Source organism: Aurantimicrobium sp. MWH-Uga1, assembly GCF_003325955.1.
Lineage (GTDB): Bacteria > Actinomycetota > Actinomycetes > Actinomycetales > Microbacteriaceae > Aurantimicrobium.
This window is the reverse complement of the sequence record NZ_CP030929.1, coordinates 474160-493449: the sequence shown is the minus strand read 5'-3', so window position 1 is coordinate 493449 and position 19290 is coordinate 474160. Positions and strand designations below refer to the sequence as shown.

19 protein-coding genes are annotated in these 19290 nt (G+C 53.7%); 11 read left to right on the top strand and 8 right to left on the bottom strand.

All coding sequences use genetic code 11. The annotated features are described in order from the left end of the window. Positions 1-8: 8 nt before the first annotated feature. Both murI and AURUGA1_RS02560 read right to left on the bottom strand, forming a co-directional pair. Positions 9-848 carry a glutamate racemase gene (gene murI / locus AURUGA1_RS02565; protein ID WP_114128745.1) on the bottom strand — a complete coding sequence of 280 codons (840 nt, stop codon included), beginning with the start codon at positions 846-848 and terminating at the stop codon, positions 9-11. After that, entirely contained in the window at positions 841-1122 is a 282-nt protein-coding gene (locus AURUGA1_RS02560) for a DUF3039 domain-containing protein (protein ID WP_096381746.1), read from the bottom strand. The genes murI and AURUGA1_RS02560 overlap by 8 nt, the downstream gene beginning before the upstream one ends. 208 nt (positions 1123-1330) lie before the next feature. Between AURUGA1_RS02560 and AURUGA1_RS02555 the strand changes: the two genes are divergently transcribed. From AURUGA1_RS02555 to AURUGA1_RS02545, 3 genes are read left to right on the top strand one after another with little or no spacing between them, the layout of a single operon-like run. Next, a complete protein-coding gene (locus tag AURUGA1_RS02555; RefSeq protein WP_096381749.1) occupies positions 1331-2023 on the top strand; it encodes an NTP transferase domain-containing protein in 693 nt (230 codons plus the stop codon). A gap of 28 nt (positions 2024-2051) precedes the next feature. Further along, complete coding sequence (locus AURUGA1_RS02550; protein WP_114128744.1) at positions 2052-2852, top strand: ABC transporter permease; 801 nt, start codon at positions 2052-2054, stop codon at positions 2850-2852. Next, positions 2852-3595: an ABC transporter ATP-binding protein gene (locus AURUGA1_RS02545; protein ID WP_114128743.1), complete on the top strand. Its 744-nt coding sequence runs from the start codon at positions 2852-2854 to the stop codon at positions 3593-3595. Before AURUGA1_RS02550 ends, AURUGA1_RS02545 begins: the two co-directional genes overlap by 1 nt. A 32-nt stretch (positions 3596-3627) precedes the next feature. Here AURUGA1_RS02545 and AURUGA1_RS02540 read toward each other — a convergent pair whose 3' ends face one another. Both AURUGA1_RS02540 and AURUGA1_RS02535 read right to left on the bottom strand, forming a co-directional pair. After that, a complete protein-coding gene (locus tag AURUGA1_RS02540) occupies positions 3628-4812 on the bottom strand; it encodes an acyl-CoA dehydrogenase family protein (protein ID WP_114128742.1) in 1185 nt (394 codons plus the stop codon). A 9-nt stretch (positions 4813-4821) separates the two neighbouring features. After that, positions 4822-6009: a CaiB/BaiF CoA-transferase family protein gene (locus tag AURUGA1_RS02535; protein ID WP_205214667.1), complete on the bottom strand. Its 1188-nt coding sequence runs from the start codon at positions 6007-6009 to the stop codon at positions 4822-4824. A 128-nt stretch (positions 6010-6137) separates the two neighbouring features. On the opposite strand from AURUGA1_RS02535, the gene AURUGA1_RS02530 reads away from it, so the two are divergent. After that, positions 6138-6362 (top strand): DUF3107 domain-containing protein, encoded by a 225-nt coding sequence (locus tag AURUGA1_RS02530; protein ID WP_114128741.1) that lies wholly within the window; start codon positions 6138-6140, stop codon positions 6360-6362. A gap of 12 nt (positions 6363-6374) precedes the next feature. Here the strand turns inward: AURUGA1_RS02530 and AURUGA1_RS02525 are convergent, their stop codons facing one another. Next, a complete protein-coding gene (locus AURUGA1_RS02525; protein WP_240187381.1) occupies positions 6375-7097 on the bottom strand; it encodes a ferritin-like fold-containing protein in 723 nt (240 codons plus the stop codon). A 138-nt stretch (positions 7098-7235) separates the two neighbouring features. Here AURUGA1_RS02525 and AURUGA1_RS02520 point away from each other — a divergent pair, with 138 nt between their 5' ends. After that, entirely contained in the window at positions 7236-8672 is a 1437-nt protein-coding gene (locus tag AURUGA1_RS02520; protein ID WP_114128740.1) for a DEAD/DEAH box helicase, read from the top strand. A 5-nt stretch (positions 8673-8677) separates the two neighbouring features. Then, complete coding sequence (locus tag AURUGA1_RS02515) at positions 8678-9379, top strand: GAP family protein (protein WP_114128739.1); 702 nt, start codon at positions 8678-8680, stop codon at positions 9377-9379. On the opposite strand, the gene AURUGA1_RS02510 is transcribed toward AURUGA1_RS02515, so the two are convergent. After that, positions 9380-10327, bottom strand: a complete 948-nt coding sequence (locus AURUGA1_RS02510; RefSeq protein WP_114128738.1) for a DMT family transporter — start codon at positions 10325-10327, stop codon at positions 9380-9382. Positions 10328-10355: 28 nt separating this feature from the next. On the opposite strand from AURUGA1_RS02510, the gene AURUGA1_RS02505 reads away from it, so the two are divergent. Beyond that, positions 10356-10703: an antibiotic biosynthesis monooxygenase gene (locus AURUGA1_RS02505; protein WP_114128737.1), complete on the top strand. Its 348-nt coding sequence runs from the start codon at positions 10356-10358 to the stop codon at positions 10701-10703. Here the strand turns inward: AURUGA1_RS02505 and AURUGA1_RS02500 are convergent. Next, positions 10691-11560 carry a PHP domain-containing protein gene (locus AURUGA1_RS02500; RefSeq protein WP_114128736.1) on the bottom strand — a complete coding sequence of 290 codons (870 nt, stop codon included), beginning with the start codon at positions 11558-11560 and terminating at the stop codon, positions 10691-10693. The genes AURUGA1_RS02505 and AURUGA1_RS02500 overlap by 13 nt on opposite strands. A gap of 68 nt (positions 11561-11628) precedes the next feature. Here AURUGA1_RS02500 and AURUGA1_RS02495 point away from each other — a divergent pair, with 68 nt between their 5' ends. Both AURUGA1_RS02495 and AURUGA1_RS02490 read left to right on the top strand, forming a co-directional pair. Continuing rightward, on the top strand, positions 11629-13086 hold the full coding sequence (locus AURUGA1_RS02495) for an aminopeptidase P family protein (protein WP_114128735.1): 1458 nt from the start codon (positions 11629-11631) through the stop codon (positions 13084-13086). Positions 13087-13088: 2 nt separating this feature from the next. Continuing rightward, positions 13089-13466 carry a DoxX family protein gene (locus AURUGA1_RS02490; RefSeq protein ID WP_114128734.1) on the top strand — a complete coding sequence of 126 codons (378 nt, stop codon included), beginning with the start codon at positions 13089-13091 and terminating at the stop codon, positions 13464-13466. On the opposite strand, the gene AURUGA1_RS02485 is transcribed toward AURUGA1_RS02490, so the two are convergent. Continuing rightward, positions 13447-14358: a LysR family transcriptional regulator gene (locus tag AURUGA1_RS02485; RefSeq protein WP_114128733.1), complete on the bottom strand. Its 912-nt coding sequence runs from the start codon at positions 14356-14358 to the stop codon at positions 13447-13449. The genes AURUGA1_RS02490 and AURUGA1_RS02485 overlap by 20 nt on opposite strands. An 89-nt stretch (positions 14359-14447) precedes the next feature. On the opposite strand from AURUGA1_RS02485, the gene AURUGA1_RS02480 reads away from it, so the two are divergent. Together AURUGA1_RS02480 and AURUGA1_RS02475 are read left to right on the top strand one after the other, a co-directional pair. Beyond that, positions 14448-17882 (top strand): proline dehydrogenase family protein, encoded by a 3435-nt coding sequence (locus AURUGA1_RS02480; RefSeq protein ID WP_114128732.1) that lies wholly within the window; start codon positions 14448-14450, stop codon positions 17880-17882. Positions 17883-17951: 69 nt separating this feature from the next. Further along, positions 17952-19289: a magnesium transporter MgtE N-terminal domain-containing protein gene (locus AURUGA1_RS02475; RefSeq protein ID WP_114128731.1), complete on the top strand. Its 1338-nt coding sequence runs from the start codon at positions 17952-17954 to the stop codon at positions 19287-19289. Position 19290: the final 1 nt, after the last annotated feature.

Below are 19290 nucleotides of genomic sequence, written 5' to 3'. Positions count from 1 at the left end.
AGGTTCCTTTAGTTGAGGGGAAGATTGATTGCCCCCGTTGGGGTGTAGTCCACAGAAACGACCTGGGGACCTAAAAAGAGTGATGACAAACGGAGGAACTCTGCTGTGTTATCGCCGGTTGCTTCATAAATGTAGGTAGGTGGAGTGGGGTCAACACGGTCTAATTCTCTGGTGACCAGTTCCCGGTAGACATCTTTGGCTGTTTCATTGTCGCTGGAGACGAGGCGGACGTGATCACCCATGACGTAGGAGATAGCTCCTCGGAGGAAGGGGTAGTGCGTACAGCCAAGGACGAGGGTGTCAATGTTGGCAGTGATCAGAGGTTGCAGGTATTCCCTGGCTACGCGCAAGACATCTGCTCCGCTGGTTTGTCCGGCTTCGACAAATTCCACAAATTTGGGGGCGGCCTGAGTGAAAAGTTCCAAGTGTGGAGCGGCAGCGAAGGCGTCGTTGTACGCCCTGGAGGTGATGGTTGCTGTTGTGCCGATCACACCAATGCGGTTATTGCGTGTGGCTGCGAGTGCACCGCGAACAGCGGGCTGAATAACCTCAACCACGGGCACGTCATAGCGTTCACGCGCATCACGCAGCATGGCAGCACTTGCTGTATTGCAGGCAATGACAAGCATTTTGACGCCCTGCTCGACTAGCCCGTCCATAACATCAAGTGCGTAGGTACGCACGTCCGCGATGCTTTTTGTGCCATAGGGCGAGTGTGCAGTGTCTCCGATATATGTGATTGATTCGTGTGGGAGGGAATCACGAATGGCCCTTGCTACGGTCAGTCCACCCACGCCTGAGTCAAAAATACCGATGGGCGCATTGCGGTTGAACCGGCCGCTAGTCATCTTGGAGCTTTTCGTAAATTTCTTTACAGGTTTGGCACACGGGAAACTTCTCTGGGTCGCGTCCGGGCGTCCACTTTTTTCCACACAGTGCACGAACTGGCTTTCCCGACAGGGCCGACTTCATGATGTCGTTCTTCTTCACATAATGAGCGAAACGATCGTGATCGCCTTCATCTAATTGCTCGTTACGCAGCAGCTCTTCGAGTTCACGGTCGAGGGTTGCGGTGCCACCACCGGTCTCCAATGGTGTGCCGTCAGGAAATGTCGAGCTCATACGCCAATTCTACGAGGCGGAAGCCTCCTGAGTGAACCCTGTGAATAGTGTCACGAAAAGGCAACAAACGGGCTTAACTTCTGGCTTTTTTGGGTAAACGGCGGGTAAACTATAGGAGACATAACGGGGTGTCGTTCTTATCGACATTTTCTGATGCCCGTTTCTCTTGTTCTTCTGGTGCATCTGACACCGCACAAGGAGCTTTATCGTGACTACACAGGTAGTAATTCTTGCCGCTGGCATGGGTAGCCGTCTCGGACGCTCACTGCCTAAGCCGCTGACTGAACTCAGTGACGGCCGCACCATCATGCAACAGCAGATGGAAAACATTCGTCACGCCTTTGGCAATGACGCACACATCACTGTTGTGGTTGGTTACAAGCTTGAGCACATCATTGAAGCTTTCCCTGACGTGAACTTTGTCTACAACGAGCAATACGACACCACCAACACCTCTAAATCCCTCATGCGTGCACTGCGTGCCTCGAGCAATGGCGGGGTGCTGTGGATGAACGGTGACGTAGTTTTCGATCCAGCTGCTCTCGTGCGTGCGTCTGAACTCATCGTGCGCGACCAGTCATTCGTGTCGGTGAACACCTCTTCAGTCTCTGACGAAGAGGTCAAGTACACCACCACCGCAGAGGGTTACATCAACGAGTTGTCCAAGACCGTCAAAAACGGTCTGGGTGAGGCCGTCGGTATCAACTACATCTCCGCCAAGGACAAGCCCGTTCTGCTGCACCACCTCACCAAGGTCAACGACCAGGATTACTTTGAGCGTGGACTAGAGCTAGCTATTGAACAGGATCGCCTCCTGGTTGAGCCCATGGATATCTCTGACCTCTACGCAGTCGAAATTGACTTCGCAGAGGACCTCGAGCGCGCCAACCTCTTCGTCTAACCTGCGCCAAAGCCGTAGGCTCTAAGTCGTGAGCGCAACCGTAGAACAGTCGCCGTATCAACGGTCTGCTTTCGCACGCTATTGGCACGCACTGTGGCTGCTGACTCGTCGTGACCTCAAGGTTCGTTACTCAACGAGTGCTTTAGGTTATCTCTGGTCCATTCTTGATCCGCTGATTATGAGCGGAATCTACTGGTTTATCTTCACTCAGGTTTTCCAGCGCGCAGCCGGAACTGAACCGTACATCGTCTTCTTGCTCGCCGGTTTGCTGCCCTGGATGTGGTTCAACAGTGCCGTCTCAGACTCCACGAGAGCATTCATCAAATCAGCGAAGCTGGTGCGCTCCACTTCAATTCCGCGCAGCATTTGGGTTGCCAGCATTGTGCTGGGTAAGGGTATGGAATTTCTGTTTTCCCTGCCGGTGCTTGCAATCTTTGCCGTTGTCGCCGGTGCGCAGCTGGGCTGGGAAGTGGTCTTTTTTCCACTGGCGATTCTTATCCAAGCAATCCTCACCTTTGGTATTGGCTTGATTGTTGCTCCGCTGGTGGTGTTCTTCAGAGATTTGGAACGAGTCATCAAACTCTTCCTGCGTTTCCTCTTCTACGCCTCCCCCATCATCTATGCCTTCGGAGATTTGCCTGCTGCGGTTCAGCCGTGGATGGCATTCAATCCACTTGCGGGAATCTTCGACCTCTACCGTGCTGCTTTCTTCCCCGAAGAGCTCAACTGGAGCGTGGTTGGCATCTCTGTGGCAATGTCGGTCATCATTCTTGGTTTGGGAATCTGGGTATTCTCCCGTGCTGAGCGTTCCGTATTGAAGGAGATCTAATGAGCTCGCCTTCTGTCATCACCGTGGAAAATGCCGGAATTCGTTTCCGCCGCAACCACAAGGGACGTCGCTCCCTCAAAGATTTGTTTGGCTCGAAAACGCGACGTTCTAAGCCCAATGAGTTTTGGGCACTGCGTCATGTGTCCTTCACTGTTGCTCCTGGTGAAGCCATCGGTGTGGTGGGCCGAAACGGTCAAGGTAAATCGACTTTGTTGAAGTTGGTTGCCAACGTACTGATTCCTGATGAAGGAAACGTGCAGGTACACGCCGGCGTAGCCCCGCTCATTGAAATCACGGGTGGGTTTGTCGATGACCTCACGGTGCGCGATAACGTCTACCTCACCGCAGGCCTGCATGGCATGACCCGGGAACAAGTTGCTGCCAAGTTTGATGACATCATCGACTTTGCTGAAATTGATGACTTCCTCGACACCCCCTACAAGCATCTCTCCAGCGGCATGAAGGTGCGTCTGGCATTTTCGGTGGTCACCAGTTTGGAAGAACCTGTTCTTCTCGTCGATGAGGTGCTGGCTGTAGGAGATAAGTCTTTCCGCAACAAGTGTTACCGCCGTATCGAAGAAATGCTCGGCGAAGGTCGCACCCTGTTCTTTGTCTCCCACAACGAGGGCGATCTCAAGCGTTTTTGCACTCGAGGTCTCTATCTAGATAAGGGCACGCTCAAACTCGATGGTCCCATCATGGAAGTCATCACTGCCTATAACGAGGACTACCCAGGCCTGTAAAGACCTGGGTAGCTTCAGCTCGGAACTCTAGGCTAGCTAAACGCGTTCAACCCTGTCAGAGCACGACCAATCACCAGCTGGTGAATTTCATCTGTACCCTCATAGGTGCGCACGGCCTCTAGGTTAGCCATGTGCCGCATCACGGGGAATTCTCCCGTGATGCCATCGCCGCCAAGGATCGTGCGAGCTTCACGGGCAATCTTGAGAGCTTCACGAACACTGTTGAGCTTGCCCACGCTAATTTGGGCGAGGTTCAAGGTTCCGGCATCTTTCTGACGGCCAATGTGGAGTGCGAGCAAAACACCCTTCTCGTATTCGAGCGTCATATCTGCCAGCTTGGCTTGAGTGATCTGGAAGGAACCTATTGCTTTGCCGAAAACCTCACGCTCCTTCGAGCGAGAAATTGCCGCGTCGAGACAAGCTCGAGCTGCTCCCATGGCACCCCAGATGATTCCATAGCGGGCCTCGTTGAGGCATCCGAACGGTCCGGACAATCCCTTTGCTCCCGGAAGAATCGCATCAGCAGGGAGGCGAACATCGGTCAATTCGATATCACACTGAATTGAGGCACGCATGGCAAGCTTGCCGTCAATGGCAGTTGCTACGAATCCGGGGGTGTCAGTGGGAACGATAAATCCTCTAACCCCCTCATCAGTCATTGCCCACACGATGCACAAATCAGCCAGTGTTGCCAAACCAATCCAGCGCTTAGCTCCGTTGAGAACCCAGGTGTCTCCCTCGAGCACGGCAGTAGTTTTCATGTTGGCAGGATCGCTTCCGCCGTGAGGCTCAGTCAAACCGAAGCAACCGAGCTTTTCACCCTTGGCCATTTGTGGCAGCCAGTAGTTCTTTTGTTCTTCAGTGCCGTATTTGGAGATGGCGGACATGGCCAACGAGCCTTGAACCGAAACAAAAGTTCGCCATCCACTGTCTACGGCTTCCATCTCCAGACAGACGAGTCCGTAGCTCACCGCGGAAGCACCAGCGCAGCCATAGCCTTTAATGTGCATTCCGAGGAAGCCTTGCTGAGCAATAAGTGGAATGAGTTCTTTACGGAAATACTTTTTATCGAAATCCTCCTCAATCACGGGACGGATTTCTGTCTGAGCAAAGTCTCGAGCCTTCATGGCCCACTCTTTTTCTTCTGGGCTCAGCAGCGCGTGAAAGTCAAAGACCTCATCGGCCAGAGATACGTCAGGATATTTAGCGGTACTCATTTGTTTTCCTTACTGTGTATCAGTTGACGAAAGCCAACCGACCTTTTCACTATGCTCTCCCAACGCTGGCGGGGCAAGCCGGTAGGTCGCTTCGCGACCTCGAATATGAATGGGGTTAGTTACTTGTCTTGTGCTGGACGAACCCTCAGGGTATGCGATGTCCACGACAGTATTGAGACCTAGAGCATTGGCGAAGTCGAAGGCCTCAGGAATGGTGTTGACCAAACCAGCAGGAACTCCTTGGGCCCTGAGCAGCGCAACCCAATGTGATCCTGACTCTGTCACCAGTACTTTCTCAAGTTCCGTGCGCAATTCAGTTCGATTGGTCGCACGCCGAGGGTTATCAGCAAAGCGATGATCTGTTGCGAGTTCTTCACGGCCTAACAGGTTCACGAGGGTGTGGAACTGTTTATCGTTACCCACAGCAATAAGTAATGGGCGATCCAGAGCATCAAAGAGCTCATAGGGAGCAATGCTGGGGTGAGCGTTCCCGAGGCGGTAGGGGGTCACTCCTGCATTGAGTGCCGCACCAGCTTGATTTGTGAGGGCACTGAGCAAACTAGTCAGCAAATCGACCTCAATCAGTTGGCCACTCCAACTTTCCTTGGGAGCATCATCGCGGGCTTTGAGAGCGAGCAAAATTCCCTGAACGGCATTCATCCCGGTCAGGATGTCCACAAGCGCAACACCAACTTTGGTGGGTCCGCCATCCTCAGGCCCAGTAATACTCATCAGACCGCCTACTGCTTGGACAAGCAAGTCATACCCCGCAAGGGAAGCACCCTTGCCACTTCCAAAACCCGTAATGGAGCAATAAATAAGTCCTGGGTTTATCTTTCGCGCCTGGTCAAAGTCCAACCCCAATTTGGTCATCACACCGGGACGGAAATTTTCAATCACGACATCCGCAGTGGCAAGAAGTTCAGTAACTTGTGCGTATCCTTCTTCAGTGCGCAAATCAATCACAACCGAACGCTTGTTGCGGTTCACGCTCGAAAAATAGGTGGAGACACCTTGCTCATCAGCTGGGGGCAACCATGCCCTAGTGTCATCGCCACTGTCGCTTTCAACTTTGATGACATCAGCACCAAAGTCTGCCAAGGTCATCGTCGCATAGGGGCCAGCGAGTACTCGAGAGAAATCAAGCACTCTCAAGCCGGAGAGAATGCCGCCCTGATGAGCAGAAGCAGTTGACATAACGCTTATCTTACGGGCCCAAATAATGTTGTGGCAGTTACTCTATTGGCGAAAGCAGGCCCTTCCAGCTTTGGCTCACTCTGCTTATGTCATAGTGTTGGCTTGTTCGTTATCAGAAAGGTCTTCTCATGGAAATTCGCATCGGCATGATCAACACTTCCCGCGAAATCGGCTTGGAGACCAATTCTTCTGTTTCAGAGGTTGAAGCACTCGTTGCTGATGCTCTCACCGGCAAGACTCCCCTGCTCAAGCTTTCTGATGAAAAGGGCAAGGTTTACCTCGTCTCCTCAGCAAACATTGCGTTTGTTGAGGTGGGATCAGACCAGTCTCGCCGAATCGGCTTCGTTGGCTAGCACCAACTTTTCTTAGGCAGTAAGCCCTAATTCATCCATGCGGCGCGAATGCGCGGCAATGAGATCTGTAAACACTGGTTCAAGACGCTGCTCGTCGTCATCGCGGTTTCCGGAAAGATGCAGTGCAGAGCGAGCAACAAGCTGAGTATCTCCCACAAGACGACGTCCCCACAGAGCCAATTGTGAAGCAAGCTTGGGATCTGCAGCGATGCCTTCTTTGAGCAGATTCACGATCACGTCAGCAGTTCGGTCCGTTTCAAGAATTTCCTCAACGCGCGGACGTAATGCTTTGGGGAGACCTGAAACTAATCGAACAAAAAAATCATCCAGAAAACCTGCAGTGAGATAGACACCCAGGAGCATTTCATACCAGTTACGCCCTGAGGTGAGTTCTTCAAAGGTGTCGATCGCTGGAGCAAAGGGGGCCATCGCCCCAGCTGGATCAACCTTTTTCTTACGAAGCTCAGCAACCAAACCGTGATGTTTGGCCAACACTTCTCCCGCAGCAGCACTGAGACCCTCTTTAGCTTCCAAGGTGGGAGCTGCAGTCACTGCACGAGTGAGAGATTCAAAAACTGCGAGTTCAAAATAGGCGACCTGTCCCAAATATGGCACCACATCAGGGGTCATATCGGAGAGATCTACCTTGTCTTCACGCTCAACCTTCTCTTGACGAGGTTTGAGGGTAGGGGCAACGACACGTCGCTTGCGAAGACCAAACCATGAAAAGACCACATATCAAGCCTATTCCCTTGCGAGCATATGAGCGAGACGCCGATAGGCTTAGAGGGTCGCTACCGGCATCGGATCGGTAGCCCTACGCCTGGGTGACGAATATAAAGGCGTAGAACCTTTTACACGACAGGCACACACGTGACTTTTGCAGACTTAAATATTGACGCTGACATTGTTGAGGCGTTGGCTTCTAGGGGAATCGTTGAACCATTCCCTATTCAAGAACAAACCATCCCTCTTGCTTTGGGCGGCCAAGACATTATTGGCCAGGCAAAAACTGGTACCGGAAAGACCTTCGGTTTTGGTTTGCCAATTATTCAACGCCTTGGAACGAACCCTGGCCCCGGCGTGAAGGTGCTCGTTGTTGTACCCACCCGTGAATTGTGTGTTCAGGTAGCTGAAGACATGGAACTGGCCACCTCCAACCGGGAAACTAAGGTTGTCTCCATCTACGGAGGCAAGTCCTATGAGGGCCAGGTTGAACAGCTCAAGGCAGGTGCCCAGATTGTGGTGGGAACCCCGGGACGTTTGCTCGACCTCGCCAACCAGCGCTTGCTGAACCTTTCTGAAATTCAAGAAATCGTTCTCGATGAAGCTGACAAGATGCTAGACCTTGGTTTTTTGGCAGACATCGAGAAAATCTTCTCGCAGACCCCTCCCAAGCGTCACACCATGCTCTTCTCGGCGACGATGCCCGGGCCCATCGTCGCCCTGGCTCGTCGATTCATGAATAGCCCCATCCACATTCGTGCAACTGATCCAGATGAAGGCCTTACCCAAGCCAACATCAAACACGTCATCTATCGTGCCCACAACATGGACAAAGATGAGGTTATTGCCCGCATTCTGCAGGCAGAAGGCCGCGGCAAGACCGTCATCTTCACTCGCACAAAGCGTGCAGCCTCACGCTTGGTTGAAGAACTGACCGATCGTGGCTTCCCCGCTGTAGCGGTGCACGGTGACCTCAATCAGGAACAGCGCGAAAGGGGCATGGCTCAGTTCAAGTCAGGTAAAAAAGACATTCTGATTGCTACCGACGTTGCCGCTCGCGGTATTGATGTGGACGACGTAACCCACGTGATCAACCACACCATCCCGGATGAAGACCAGACCTATTTGCACCGCGCAGGCCGTACTGGCCGCGCGGGTAAAACCGGTACCGCTGTTACATTCGTGGACTGGGAAGACCTGCACAAATGGTCACTGATTAACAAAGCTCTCGAGTTTGGTCAACCTGAACCCACTGAGACGTACTCGTCGTCACCACACCTCTACACCGACCTCAACATCCCTGCAGATGCGAAGGGCCGACTCAAGTCCACTCCTCCCACCAAGACCCCCGAGGGGCACACCGGTCGCCAGCGCGATCGTGAGAGTGGGCAGAAATCTGGTGGCGATCGCCAGCGTCGTCGCACCAATAACCCGCCAAAGCACGTCAGCCCTGAGGGCAGTCACGGTGTTGCCGGTGGCGCACACGATGGTCGTGGGGATGAACATCATGACGGCAACAACCCCTCACGCACACGCAATCGCACCCGTCGCCGCGGCCCAGGTTTGGGCTCAACACAGGGCTGAGTTTTATGGGCAAAGATGAAATTGAATTACTTTTCCGAGTAATTCCACTGGCCATTGGAGCCGCGTTCACCCCATCTCTATTTGGTCTTCAGCTCGTTGCTGCAGTTTCACCACGATGGGTGTCTCGAACAATCGCGACAGCAACAGGTGCCGGCCTCGCATTCGCACTGGCCATTTCTCTTCTGCTCTTTGGTTTTGCCTCTTTGCCTGCCGATAACCGTGGCCAAGATTCTCCACTCGGTGGCGCAATTTGGCTCATTATTGGCATCATTCTCGGCGCCTCGGCAACGTGGTTATTTATGCCTCACCCTGAACTTGCCAAGAGTTCCGAAATGCGTCTCACGGCGGGTCTGAACAAAGCCCGCCCCATCACCTTTTTCGGTGTTGCTTTTGCTTTGAGCATCAAAGATGTCACCAGTTTTGCGTTGCTAATTCCTGCCCTTCATGACATTGCGGCAAGCAAGGTGGATATTTGGTTCAAAATTCCCACCGCGCTTCTGGTCTATCTCATCGCACTTATTGGGGTTATTTTGCCCCCAATCTGGAGACTTATCCGGGGCGAAAAAGCCGAAGAACTGCTGGATAAGATGTTCCGTTTCACGATGGATCACCAGTTCAAAATCCTTGGTGTTGTGGCTGTCTTCTTTGCCGTATATTGCATCATTATTGCTGCGGGTGCAGGGAAATTCGGCTGGATTAACTGGTAGCTATCTCGTGCTCGCTGTTTTTACCCGAGCACGTACCGCAACACCCGCGCAGGCAATAACCGCAGCGGCAGCAATCCATTCAGCAAAACCAACACTCTCGCCAAAAAATAGTGCTGCCCACAAAATCGTCAACAGCGGTTGTAGCAACTGTATTTGGCTCACTGATGCCATGGGCCCAATTGCGAGACCTCGATACCATGCAAAAAATCCTAGATACATCGAGATCACCGCAATATAGGCAAACCCCAGCCAAGCTAAAGCAGGAACACGTGCCCACTCCAAACCAGAGACGCTTGTGAATGCCATAGGCAACATCACAGGCAATGCCACAATCAGTGCCCAACTAATGGTTTGCCACGATCCAATTTCACGCGAAAGCATGCCTCCCTCGGCATAGCCGATAGCGGCACACACGACTGCTGCAAGGAAATAGATATCTCCAAGTTCAAGATGGAATTGCGCTCCAGAGCTGAGACCAGAGAACACGACGACGGCAATTGCTCCCAGGATGGAAGCAGCCCAGAAGGTTTTCGAAGGGCGTTCTTTGCCACGAATAACAGCAGCAACAGCCGTTGCTGCCGGTAGTAAGCCAATCACTACTGCACCGTGGGACGCAGGCGCATGCTCAAGTGCGAATGAGGTAAAAAAGGGAAAACCCACAACAACCCCGAGTGCAACAACGCCCAATCGAACCCATTGCATTCCACGTGGAAGTGCAGTGCGCGTCACCGCTAAGACAACCGCAGCAATACCTGCCGCAACTGCTGCCCGGCCAGCACCCAGAAAGACCGGGGGGAATCCAAGCAGAGCAATCTTTGTCATAGGCAAAGAGAAGGAGAACGAGGCAATACCGATGAAGCCAAAAATGAGTCCAGCGTATTTATGCCCAAAGGTATCTTTACTAACAACAGGCGACTGGCTGTGGGCCGCGCTACTGTGATTGGACATACTGTTCACTCTATGTGGAAGCTAGCTGATGTTCGCTGTTCAATTCATATTCAATCCAGGAACCTACGACGAAGAGTTCTACCGCCTCGATGACTCCATTGAGGAATACGTCGCAGCTCTTCCTGGCTTTCTTGGAGTGGAAAAGTGGGTCAAACCTGATACCAGGGTTACGAACTCGATCTACTATTTCGAAACCAAAGAGGCCCTAACCAAACTGGCCCGCTTTGGCGATCACCGCGACGCCAAAGGAAAGGTCAGTCGCTGGTACGAAGGCTATCAAGTTGTGATTACTGAAGTTATTGCGTCGTATGGCGATGGAAACATTTCCAGCATTGCGGCTGAGGTCAAGGGCAAGTCCGCCTTCTACGCAGGGTAGCTCGGTTCGGAACCTGTTCCCTGCTCAATAATTTTGGCAAGCATCTCTGGAGTTGTTGTGTTTTCTCCTGGCTGGTTGGGTTTGCCCGTTCCGTGGTAGTCACTGGAGCCGGTGATTATCAGACCGCGCTCCAGACAGAGTTCCCGCAGGATAGTTTTCCCCGGTTCCATATTCTCTCGGTGATCTATTTCGTAACCGCCGAGGCCTGCATCGATAAGGCGATCAATGTATTCCATTGGAGCTACACGCCCCTTCGTGGTGGGGTGAGCCATCACAGGAACACCCCCGGCAGCTCTAATCAGTTTCACGGCAGAGACAGGGTCAAGGGCATATTGGGAGACGTAGTACGGCCCGTCTTTGGAGAGAATTCCTGAGAATGCCTCACTGCGTTCAGAAATAATCCCTCGAGCAACCAATGCATCAGCAAGGTGGGGGCGACCCACAGACTTCCCTGAGGCTGAGACTTGCTCCAGCACATGTTCCCAGGTGATGTCGTAGTCCGCGGAAACGTTTTCTGTCATTTGGCGCAGACGATTTTCGCGGTCGCTCTGGAGCTTCTTGAGCTCCTCAACTAAAGGCGCATAGTTGGGGTCGAAAAGATACGCCAAGATGTGGATGCTGCCATGTTCAATACGAGAGGTGAACTCCATACCTGGGATGAAAGTCATTCCCAAATCCAGGCACTCTTCACGCGCTTCATCCCAACCAGCAGTAGTGTCGTGATCTGTCAACGCCATGGTGCGCACACCAGCGGCGTGTGCCTCGCGCACCACCTCAGATGGAGAGCCTGTGCCATCCGAGACATTGCTGTGGAGGTGCAAGTCGATAGGACTTTGAGCTCGTAAAAATGCTTCCACCCTTTCACTCTATGCCTGGCTGAGGACAAGCTGAGACTTTTCCCGACTGACGATGACAGACTAGAAGCATGAACGCGGAAGATGCCCAGCACGAAGCCCCCCTCGGCACCGAAAACAGGTCAACAACTCCGGCATCGGATACTTTCCAGAAATACATCGGAAGCAACTGGGCAGATCGACAAGAGCAGATTCCCTCGCCGCGTGAACAGGCCTCATATGCCGCTGCGCGTCGTAAGGCACTGAGTCAAGCTCACCCGGGAAAGCGCATTGTTATTCCCGCCGGCCCCATGAAACGGCGCAGTAATGACACCTTCTATCCTTTCCGCGCCGATTCAGCATTTAGTTGGCTTACCGGCTGGGGTTCAGATTCAGAACCAGATTCAGTACTTGTGATGGAACCCACTGCGAATGGTCACACATCAACCTTGTATTTCCGCGAGCGCGCCGGTCGTGACTCGGATGAGTTTTATGCCAACAGCGACATTGGTGAGTTTTGGATAGGCCCACGGCCTTCTTTAGCTCAGGTCGCCGGTGACCTAGGTATGTCAACCAAGCACCTTGATGAACTCCCTGAAGCAGATAAAGCGGTTACAGAGATTCCTGAAGATCTTGCTCGCGACCTTTCAGAAATGCGCCTGGTCAAGGATGAGTTTGAGATAGCAGAAATGCGTGAGGCAGTCGCCTCCAGCGTTCGTGGATTTGCAGATATTGCTCGTGTTCTTCCAGCTCTTGCTGGGAATGTACGTGGTGAACGCCTAGTCGAGGGAGCTTTTGCTTCACGTGCACGCTTGGAGGGCAATGGCGTTGGTTACGGCACTATTGCCGCCAGTGGCGCTCACGCCTGCATCTTGCACTGGGTCACTAACGACGGTGTCGTCAATGAGGGTGACCTCATCCTGATTGATGCAGGAGTTGAACGCGATAGCTATTACACCGCAGATGTGACACGAACTCTGCCTGTTAGCGGCACGTTTACCCCGGTTCAGCGCAAAGTTTATGAAGCTGTGCGTGAGGCAGCTGATGCTGCCTTCGCCATTGTGAAGCCGGGGATTACTTTCCGTGATGTTCACAACACAGCGATGGCAGTGATCGCTCGTAAAACTGCAGAGTGGGGCCTTCTTCCTGTCACAGTTGAAGAGGCACTTCTTCCTGAGAACCAGCATCACCGCCGCTACATGGTCCATGGCACCAGCCACCACCTCGGTATTGATGTTCACGACTGTGCTCAAGCACGTCGCGAGATGTATATGGACGGCATCGTGAAGGAAGGCATGATCTTCACGATTGAGCCTGGACTGTACTTCCAGCCCGATGACCTCACCGTCCCCGAGGAATACCGTGGAATTGGTGTGCGCATCGAGGACGATATTTTGGTGACAGCCACCGGTGCGGAAAACCTCACGATTGCACTTCCGAGAACAGCAGATGATGTTGAGGCATGGCTAGCCCCTCATGTCGCTGCAACCAAGGCTGCTAAAGCTGCACAACTCAAAGCTGAGGCTCTGGCGAAAAAGAAACGGAAGTAACCATGAATAAGCGCGGTGTAGGTAGTTGGATAGTCATTGCGCTGTTAGGACTCAGCGGTTTTCTCCACCTTGTCACGCCTCAAGGATTTCTGTGGTTGATGCCACCTGAATTGGGTGAAGGAGTCAACCTCGGTGTTGTCTATGTCAGTGGTGTGGTGGAGCTGGTGTGTGTTGTCGGCCTTCTGCTCAGAGCACGGTGGGCACCGACGGTTACGGTATTAACACTTCTGGCTATTTGGCCTGCCAATATTTGGTTTGCCTTCAGCACGATCGGGGCTGGGGACACCGTGTTGACTGTTATTGCGTTTGTGCGTCTGCCATTGCAGCTGCTGCTGCTGTGGTGGGCGTGGAAGTCTCCGGTTAACGTGCGGCAGGGTTAACCAGTTCTGCAGTTCTTGAGAGAACATCCCGACAGACTTGGATTGCGGGGCTTCCGACACTTGCTCGTCGGGCTGCAGTGAAGACTGTTCTGCGCGGGTTGCCGGGAAGATCAATGAGATCAACGGTCACCTTGCGACCTACCCAGGCAAGACCTGTGAGTAGTGCAACGGCATTGCCAGACTCCACCAAACGAATGTGGGCTTGAATATCGGCAGTTTCAAACTGCACATCTGGTTCAAAACCTGCCTGGCGGCAGGCTTGTTCTGCCCAGTGACGCGATGCCGTTCCCCGAGGCTCCATCACCCAGGGAAGCCCTGCGGTGTCAGCCAAGTTCTTAATGTGATACTCGTCGACGAGTTTTCTGGAAACACCCAATCGAATTGGATCTGTGGTCAAATCCACACGATCAAGTTCAGGGTGACGAGGTGCTGCATGACCGGGGTATTGCTCAGCAATGACGAGATCAAAGTCTCTCGTCCAAGTTGCATGCAAGGCAGCCTCTGGTTCTTGTTGTGTTACTTCCAGGCGCATTTCGGGATACTCCTGGCGCACCAAGGTCAGAGCATCGGGCAGCAATGCCAAAGCAGCAGACTGGAACACAGCCAATCGAACGATGCCTGCAGGTCGCTCCAGTGAGGTCGTGACTTCAGCTTCAGCCTGTTCGAGTACTTCGAGAACTGTCGAGGTATGGGCCACGAGAATCTCGGCTTGAGGCGTGAGAGATACTCTGCGTCCACTCTTGCGCAGCAAGGGGACGCCGACTTCTTTCTCCAAAAGAGCAAGTTGCTGGGACACCGCTGAAGGGCTGTAGTTGAGGGCCTCAGCCACCTCGGCAAGGGTGCCACGCAACTTAACCTCTCGCAGCAGACGCAGTCTTCGAAGATCGAGCATGAGCACCTCTCAATAGTTAAGTAATTCTAATGAGTAATAGTAATAAATGTGCGCTTTATCTAAAGTCTTTTGCCCGCCAGACTATACACATGACCGCTGATGCATACTCCCCTGAACTGGCCAACGATTCCATCGCTCTTGTTCGCAAATGGTTGACCGAAGCACAAGGTTTCCCTGTTGATTCCAGTGCCGTGATGTTAGCGGGCGTCTTGAAAGATCCCACCGGTCTGGCCTTCACCGTGGGCTTCGTCGATGGTGTTGTTCGCCCCGAAGATCTCAAGGTTGCAGCACATAACCTACGTGAACTTGCCCCCAAAGTACCTGGCTTCCTGCCGTGGTATATGCGGGCAGCAGTGCGCCTTGGTGGTGCATTCGCCCCCCTGATGCCTGGTGTAGTTATTCCTATCTCACGCAAGGTGCTGCGCAACATGGTTGGTCACCTCATCGTGGACGCCACCGACGCCAAACTCGGTGGAGCTATTGCCAAGCTTCGCAAGCCAGGCATTCGCCTCAACGTCAACCTGCTCGGTGAAGCCGTCCTCGGCGAGCGCGAAGCAGCACGCCGTTTGGAAGGCACACGGGCACTTCTGGCTCGCGATGATGTCGACTACGTTTCCATCAAAGTTTCTTCCACTGTTGCACCACACTCAGCCTGGGCATTTGAGCAGGACGTTGAGCATGTGGTTGAGCGCTTGCTCCCCCTGTTCCACCTCGCCGCAGAAAGCCCCACTCCGAAGTTCATCAACCTGGACATGGAAGAGTTCAAGGATCTCGACATCACCATCGCGGTGTTCACCCGCATCCTCGATCGTCCTGAACTATTGAACCTCGAGGCAGGCATCGTGCTCCAGGCATACCTGCCAGACGCCCTTGCCGCCATGATGCAGCTCCAAGAGTGGTCTGCTGCACGCCGCGCACGCGGCGGTGCCGGCATTAAGGTTCGTGTTGTAAAGGGAGCCAACCTCCCTATGGAACGTGTTGAGGCAGCACTGCACGACTGGCCTCTGGCGACCTGGCACACCAAGCAAGACAGCGACACCAACTACAAGCGCGTCATCAACTACGCCCTACACCCAGACCGTATTCAGAATGTCCGCATTGGTGTTGCCGGCCACAACCTCTTTGATGTTGCCTACTCCTGGCTTTTGGCAAACAAGCGTGGCGTGCAGTCGGGAATCGAATTCGAAATGTTGCTGGGTATGGCTCAGGGACAAGCTGAAGCCGTCAAGAAAGACGTCGGTGGACTTTTGCTCTACACGCCAGTAGTCCATCCCGCAGAGTTTGATGTCGCCATTGCCTACCTGATTCGTCGTCTCGAAGAGGGCGCATCACAGGACAACTTCATGTCTGCCGTGTTTGAACTTGCAGCTAATGAAGCGTTGTTCGAACGTGAAAGGACCCGTTTCTTAAACTCGCTTGCAGAGCTCGATGACAGCGTTCCTGCCTCCCACCGCGTGCAAGACCGCACCAAGCCTGCCGAACCCATGCCTACCGACTCGTTCAAAAACGCAGCCGACACTGATCCCGCCATTGCTGCCAACCGCGCCTGGGGTGATGGAATTCTTTCTCGTATTGCTACTTCGCAGCTGGGCAATGAGACTGTTGCTCAGCACACCATCACCACCGAAGCACAGCTTGAGCAGGTTTTTGCAACAGCGACCGGCACTGGCGCGAGCTGGCGTCAGAAGTCTGCAACGGAGCGTGCTGAGATCCTTCACCGTGCAGGTGAAGTTCTTGAAGCACGCCGGGCAGAACTGATGGAGGTTGCTGCTAGTGAAACAGGGAAGACTCTCGACCAGTCCGACCCTGAAGTAACCGAGGCTATTGACTTTGCTCACTATTACGCTGAGCAGGCAAAGAAGCTTGAGCGCATCTCGGGTGCAAGTTTTGTTCCTGCCGGATTGACCGTGGTCACCCCACCATGGAACTTCCCAGTCGCGATCCCGGCAGGCTCGACATTGGCAGCTTTGGCCGCAGGATCCCCTGTGATTATCAAGCCTGCAGCACAGGCACGCCGTTGTGGTGCGGTCATGGTGGAGGCTCTTTGGGAAGCAGGTGTTCCTCGTGATGCTCTCCAACTGGTCAACATGGGCGATCGTTCACTCGGCAGCAAGCTGGTCTCGGATCCTCGCGTGGACCGTGTAATCCTCACCGGAGGTTACGAAACTGCTGAGCTGTTCCGTTCACTACGCAATGATCTGCCGCTACTGGCTGAAACCAGCGGGAAGAACGCCATCATTGTTACCCCGAGCGCAGACCTCGACTTGGCGGCAAAAGATGTCATTTACTCTGCCTTTGGTCACGCCGGCCAGAAGTGTTCTGCAGCATCCTTGGTGATCCTTGTTGGTTCTGTGGCCACTTCGCAGCGATTCCGCAACCAACTCCTTGACGGTGTTGCCAGCCTCAAGGTTGGCTACCCCCACGATGCCAACACCCAGATGGGACCCATCATTGAACCCGCCAAGGGCAAACTGCTCTCCGCATTGACCTCCGTAGGCAAGGGCGAGAAGTGGCTCGTTGAGCCCACACAGCTGGACGACTCAGGCAAACTCTGGTCTCCAGGTGTGCGTGATGGCGTCAAACCCGGCAGTGAATACCACCTGACTGAATACTTCGGCCCCGTTCTTGGAATCATGACGGCAAAAACCCTGGAAGAAGCCATCGACATGGTCAACGCCATCGATTACGGACTTACCTCAGGCTTGCACTCCCTCAACTCAGATGAGATTGGGCTCTGGCTGGAGAACATCCAAGCCGGAAACCTCTACGTCAACCGCGGAACAACTGGCGCAATTGTGCAACGACAGCCCTTTGGCGGTTGGAAGAAATCCGCTGTGGGAGCAGGTACAAAAGCTGGTGGACCAAACTACCTCATGGGCTTAGGTAACTGGGAAATTGCCCCCACGCAAGACATTGGTATTGCTCCGGTTTCCAAGTTCGTCAACACTCTCATCGATGCTATTGAGCGTTCTGAAACCCTCAGCGGTGGTGAACTCTCTTGGATTCGCCAAGCGGCAAGCCTTGATCAGTTCGCCTGGGCTACCGAATTCGGCGAAGCAATTGATGTTTCCCAACTCGGCGTCGAGCGCAATGTGTTCCGCTACCGCAGTGTTCCCACCAAGATTCGTCTGATGGAGCAAGGTAACCCGGTAGAACTCTTCCGTGTTGTACTGGCTGCGTTGCGTGCCGAATCAGACTTCACCATTTCAGTTCCCACCTCATTGGGTGAGAAATACCTGTGGGCATTGCAGGCAACAGGTATCCGTGTTGACCAACGATCAGACCAGTCCTGGCTGGCCAGTTTGGCAGAAACAGACCTCACTAACGCCCGAATTCGCCTCATCGGTGGCAGCGCAGCGCAGGTGACCGCAGCTACCAATGGCCGGCCCGACCTTGCTGTCTATGCCGGGCCAGTGTTGTTAGCAGGCCGAGTTGAAATGTTGCCCTTCCTCCGAGAGCAAGCAGTGAGCATCACAGCGCACCGTTTTGGAACCCCCAACCACCTCAGTGATGCACTGATCTAGACGCAGAATTCACCACCTGTTTGCGCTTCTCAAGGGGCGCAAACAGGCCTTAACGGGTAAGTTAGAGACGTGACTGGAACACGAGTATTTGTTGCGCGCCTGACAGGTAGTGGCGTATTCGACCCCGCGGGTGACCGCCTGGGTCGTATTCGTGATGTCCTCGTGGTCTACCGCAAAGACAATGCCCCCCGCGTAGTGGGTTTGCTCGCTGAGCTGCCCGGCAAGCGTCGTGTCTTTATATCCATCGGTCGTGTTTCCAGCATCGGCAGTGGACAGGTCATCACCACAGGCCCTATTTCTGACCGCAAGTTTGAACAACGCGGCGGTGAAGTTCGCCTCCTGGCAGAATTCTTAGGCCGCAAGGTCACTTTCAATGACGGCTCTGGTGAGGGAATCATCGAGGACGCCTCGATTGAAGAAACTGGTCCAGGCGAATGGGAAATCAACCAGCTGTTTGTTCGCCGTCCTCGTCAAAGCGGTGCTCCGTTTGCTAAAGGCCCCACCGCACTTGTTCCCTGGTCTCTCGTTACCGAGAAAACCAACGACGGTGAATCACAATCAGCTGAAGCACTGATTGCGTCTTACTCGGAGCTGCGTCCTGCTGACTTGGCAACAACCTTGCTGGATCTTCCCCAGGAGCGCATGCTCGAGGTTGCTGAAGAACTTCCAGATGACCGTCTTGCTGACGTCCTTGAAGAGATGGATGAAAGCGACCAGGTCGAGATCATGGCCCAACTCGACGACGAACGCGCTGCGGACGTTCTCGACGAGATGGAACCAGACGATGCTGCCGACCTCATTGCGCAGTTACCTGAAGAACGTGGTGAACACCTCCTTGAACTGATGGAACCTGAAGAAGCAGATGACGTTCGTCTTCTGCTGAGCTTTGGTGCTGACACTGCCGGTGGTTTGATGACGCCTGAGCCCATCATCCTCTCTGCTGAATCCACTGTCGCTGAAGGTTTGGCCATGATTCGCCGCAATGAGACTGCCCCTGCTTTGGCAGCGGCAGTCTGCATTACCTTGCCCCCGTATGAAGCACCCACCGGTCGATTCCTAGGAATGGTGCACTTCCAACGCATGCTGCGCTATCCCCCACATGAGCGCCTGGGGGCTCTGATTGATCCTGGACTTGAGCCAATCTCAGTAGATACTCCAGCACCTGAAGTGTCACGTATTTTGGCCAGCTACAACCTGGTTTCTGTCCCAGTTATTGACGAAAACCACCGCCTAGTTGGTGTGGTGACCGTTGATGACGTTCTTGACTACTTGTTGCCAGATGACTGGCGTAGCCACGACGATGACGATACAGATGCAACGCCCAATAAACGCACGCCCAAAAAGCGTCCAGTAAAGAAGACCGCTGCTTCTGCAGCTAAGCCCGCAAGCCGAGGAAGGAGGGGCTGAC

Bases quoted from the DNA above. Each gene is read 5' to 3' on its own strand.
- AURUGA1_RS02485 (WP_114128733.1), bottom strand. From the start codon at position 14,358: ATGCTCGATCTTCGAAGACTGCGTCTGCTGCGAGAGGTTAAGTTGCGT.
- AURUGA1_RS02490 (WP_114128734.1), top strand. From the start codon at position 13,089: ATGAATAAGCGCGGTGTAGGTAGTTGGATAGTCATTGCGCTGTTAGGA.
- murI (WP_114128745.1), bottom strand. From the start codon at position 848: ATGACTAGCGGCCGGTTCAACCGCAATGCGCCCATCGGTATTTTTGAC.
- AURUGA1_RS02560 (WP_096381746.1), bottom strand. From the start codon at position 1,122: ATGAGCTCGACATTTCCTGACGGCACACCATTGGAGACCGGTGGTGGC.
- AURUGA1_RS02535 (WP_205214667.1), bottom strand. From the start codon at position 6,009: ATGTCAACTGCTTCTGCTCATCAGGGCGGCATTCTCTCCGGCTTGAGA.
- AURUGA1_RS02495 (WP_114128735.1), top strand. From the start codon at position 11,629: ATGAACGCGGAAGATGCCCAGCACGAAGCCCCCCTCGGCACCGAAAAC.
- AURUGA1_RS02480 (WP_114128732.1), top strand. From the start codon at position 14,448: ATGACCGCTGATGCATACTCCCCTGAACTGGCCAACGATTCCATCGCT.
- AURUGA1_RS02515 (WP_114128739.1), top strand. From the start codon at position 8,678: ATGGGCAAAGATGAAATTGAATTACTTTTCCGAGTAATTCCACTGGCC.
- AURUGA1_RS02510 (WP_114128738.1), bottom strand. From the start codon at position 10,327: ATGTCCAATCACAGTAGCGCGGCCCACAGCCAGTCGCCTGTTGTTAGT.
- AURUGA1_RS02530 (WP_114128741.1), top strand. From the start codon at position 6,138: ATGGAAATTCGCATCGGCATGATCAACACTTCCCGCGAAATCGGCTTG.
- AURUGA1_RS02505 (WP_114128737.1), top strand. From the start codon at position 10,356: ATGTTCGCTGTTCAATTCATATTCAATCCAGGAACCTACGACGAAGAG.
- AURUGA1_RS02540 (WP_114128742.1), bottom strand. From the start codon at position 4,812: ATGAGTACCGCTAAATATCCTGACGTATCTCTGGCCGATGAGGTCTTT.
- AURUGA1_RS02545 (WP_114128743.1), top strand. From the start codon at position 2,852: ATGAGCTCGCCTTCTGTCATCACCGTGGAAAATGCCGGAATTCGTTTC.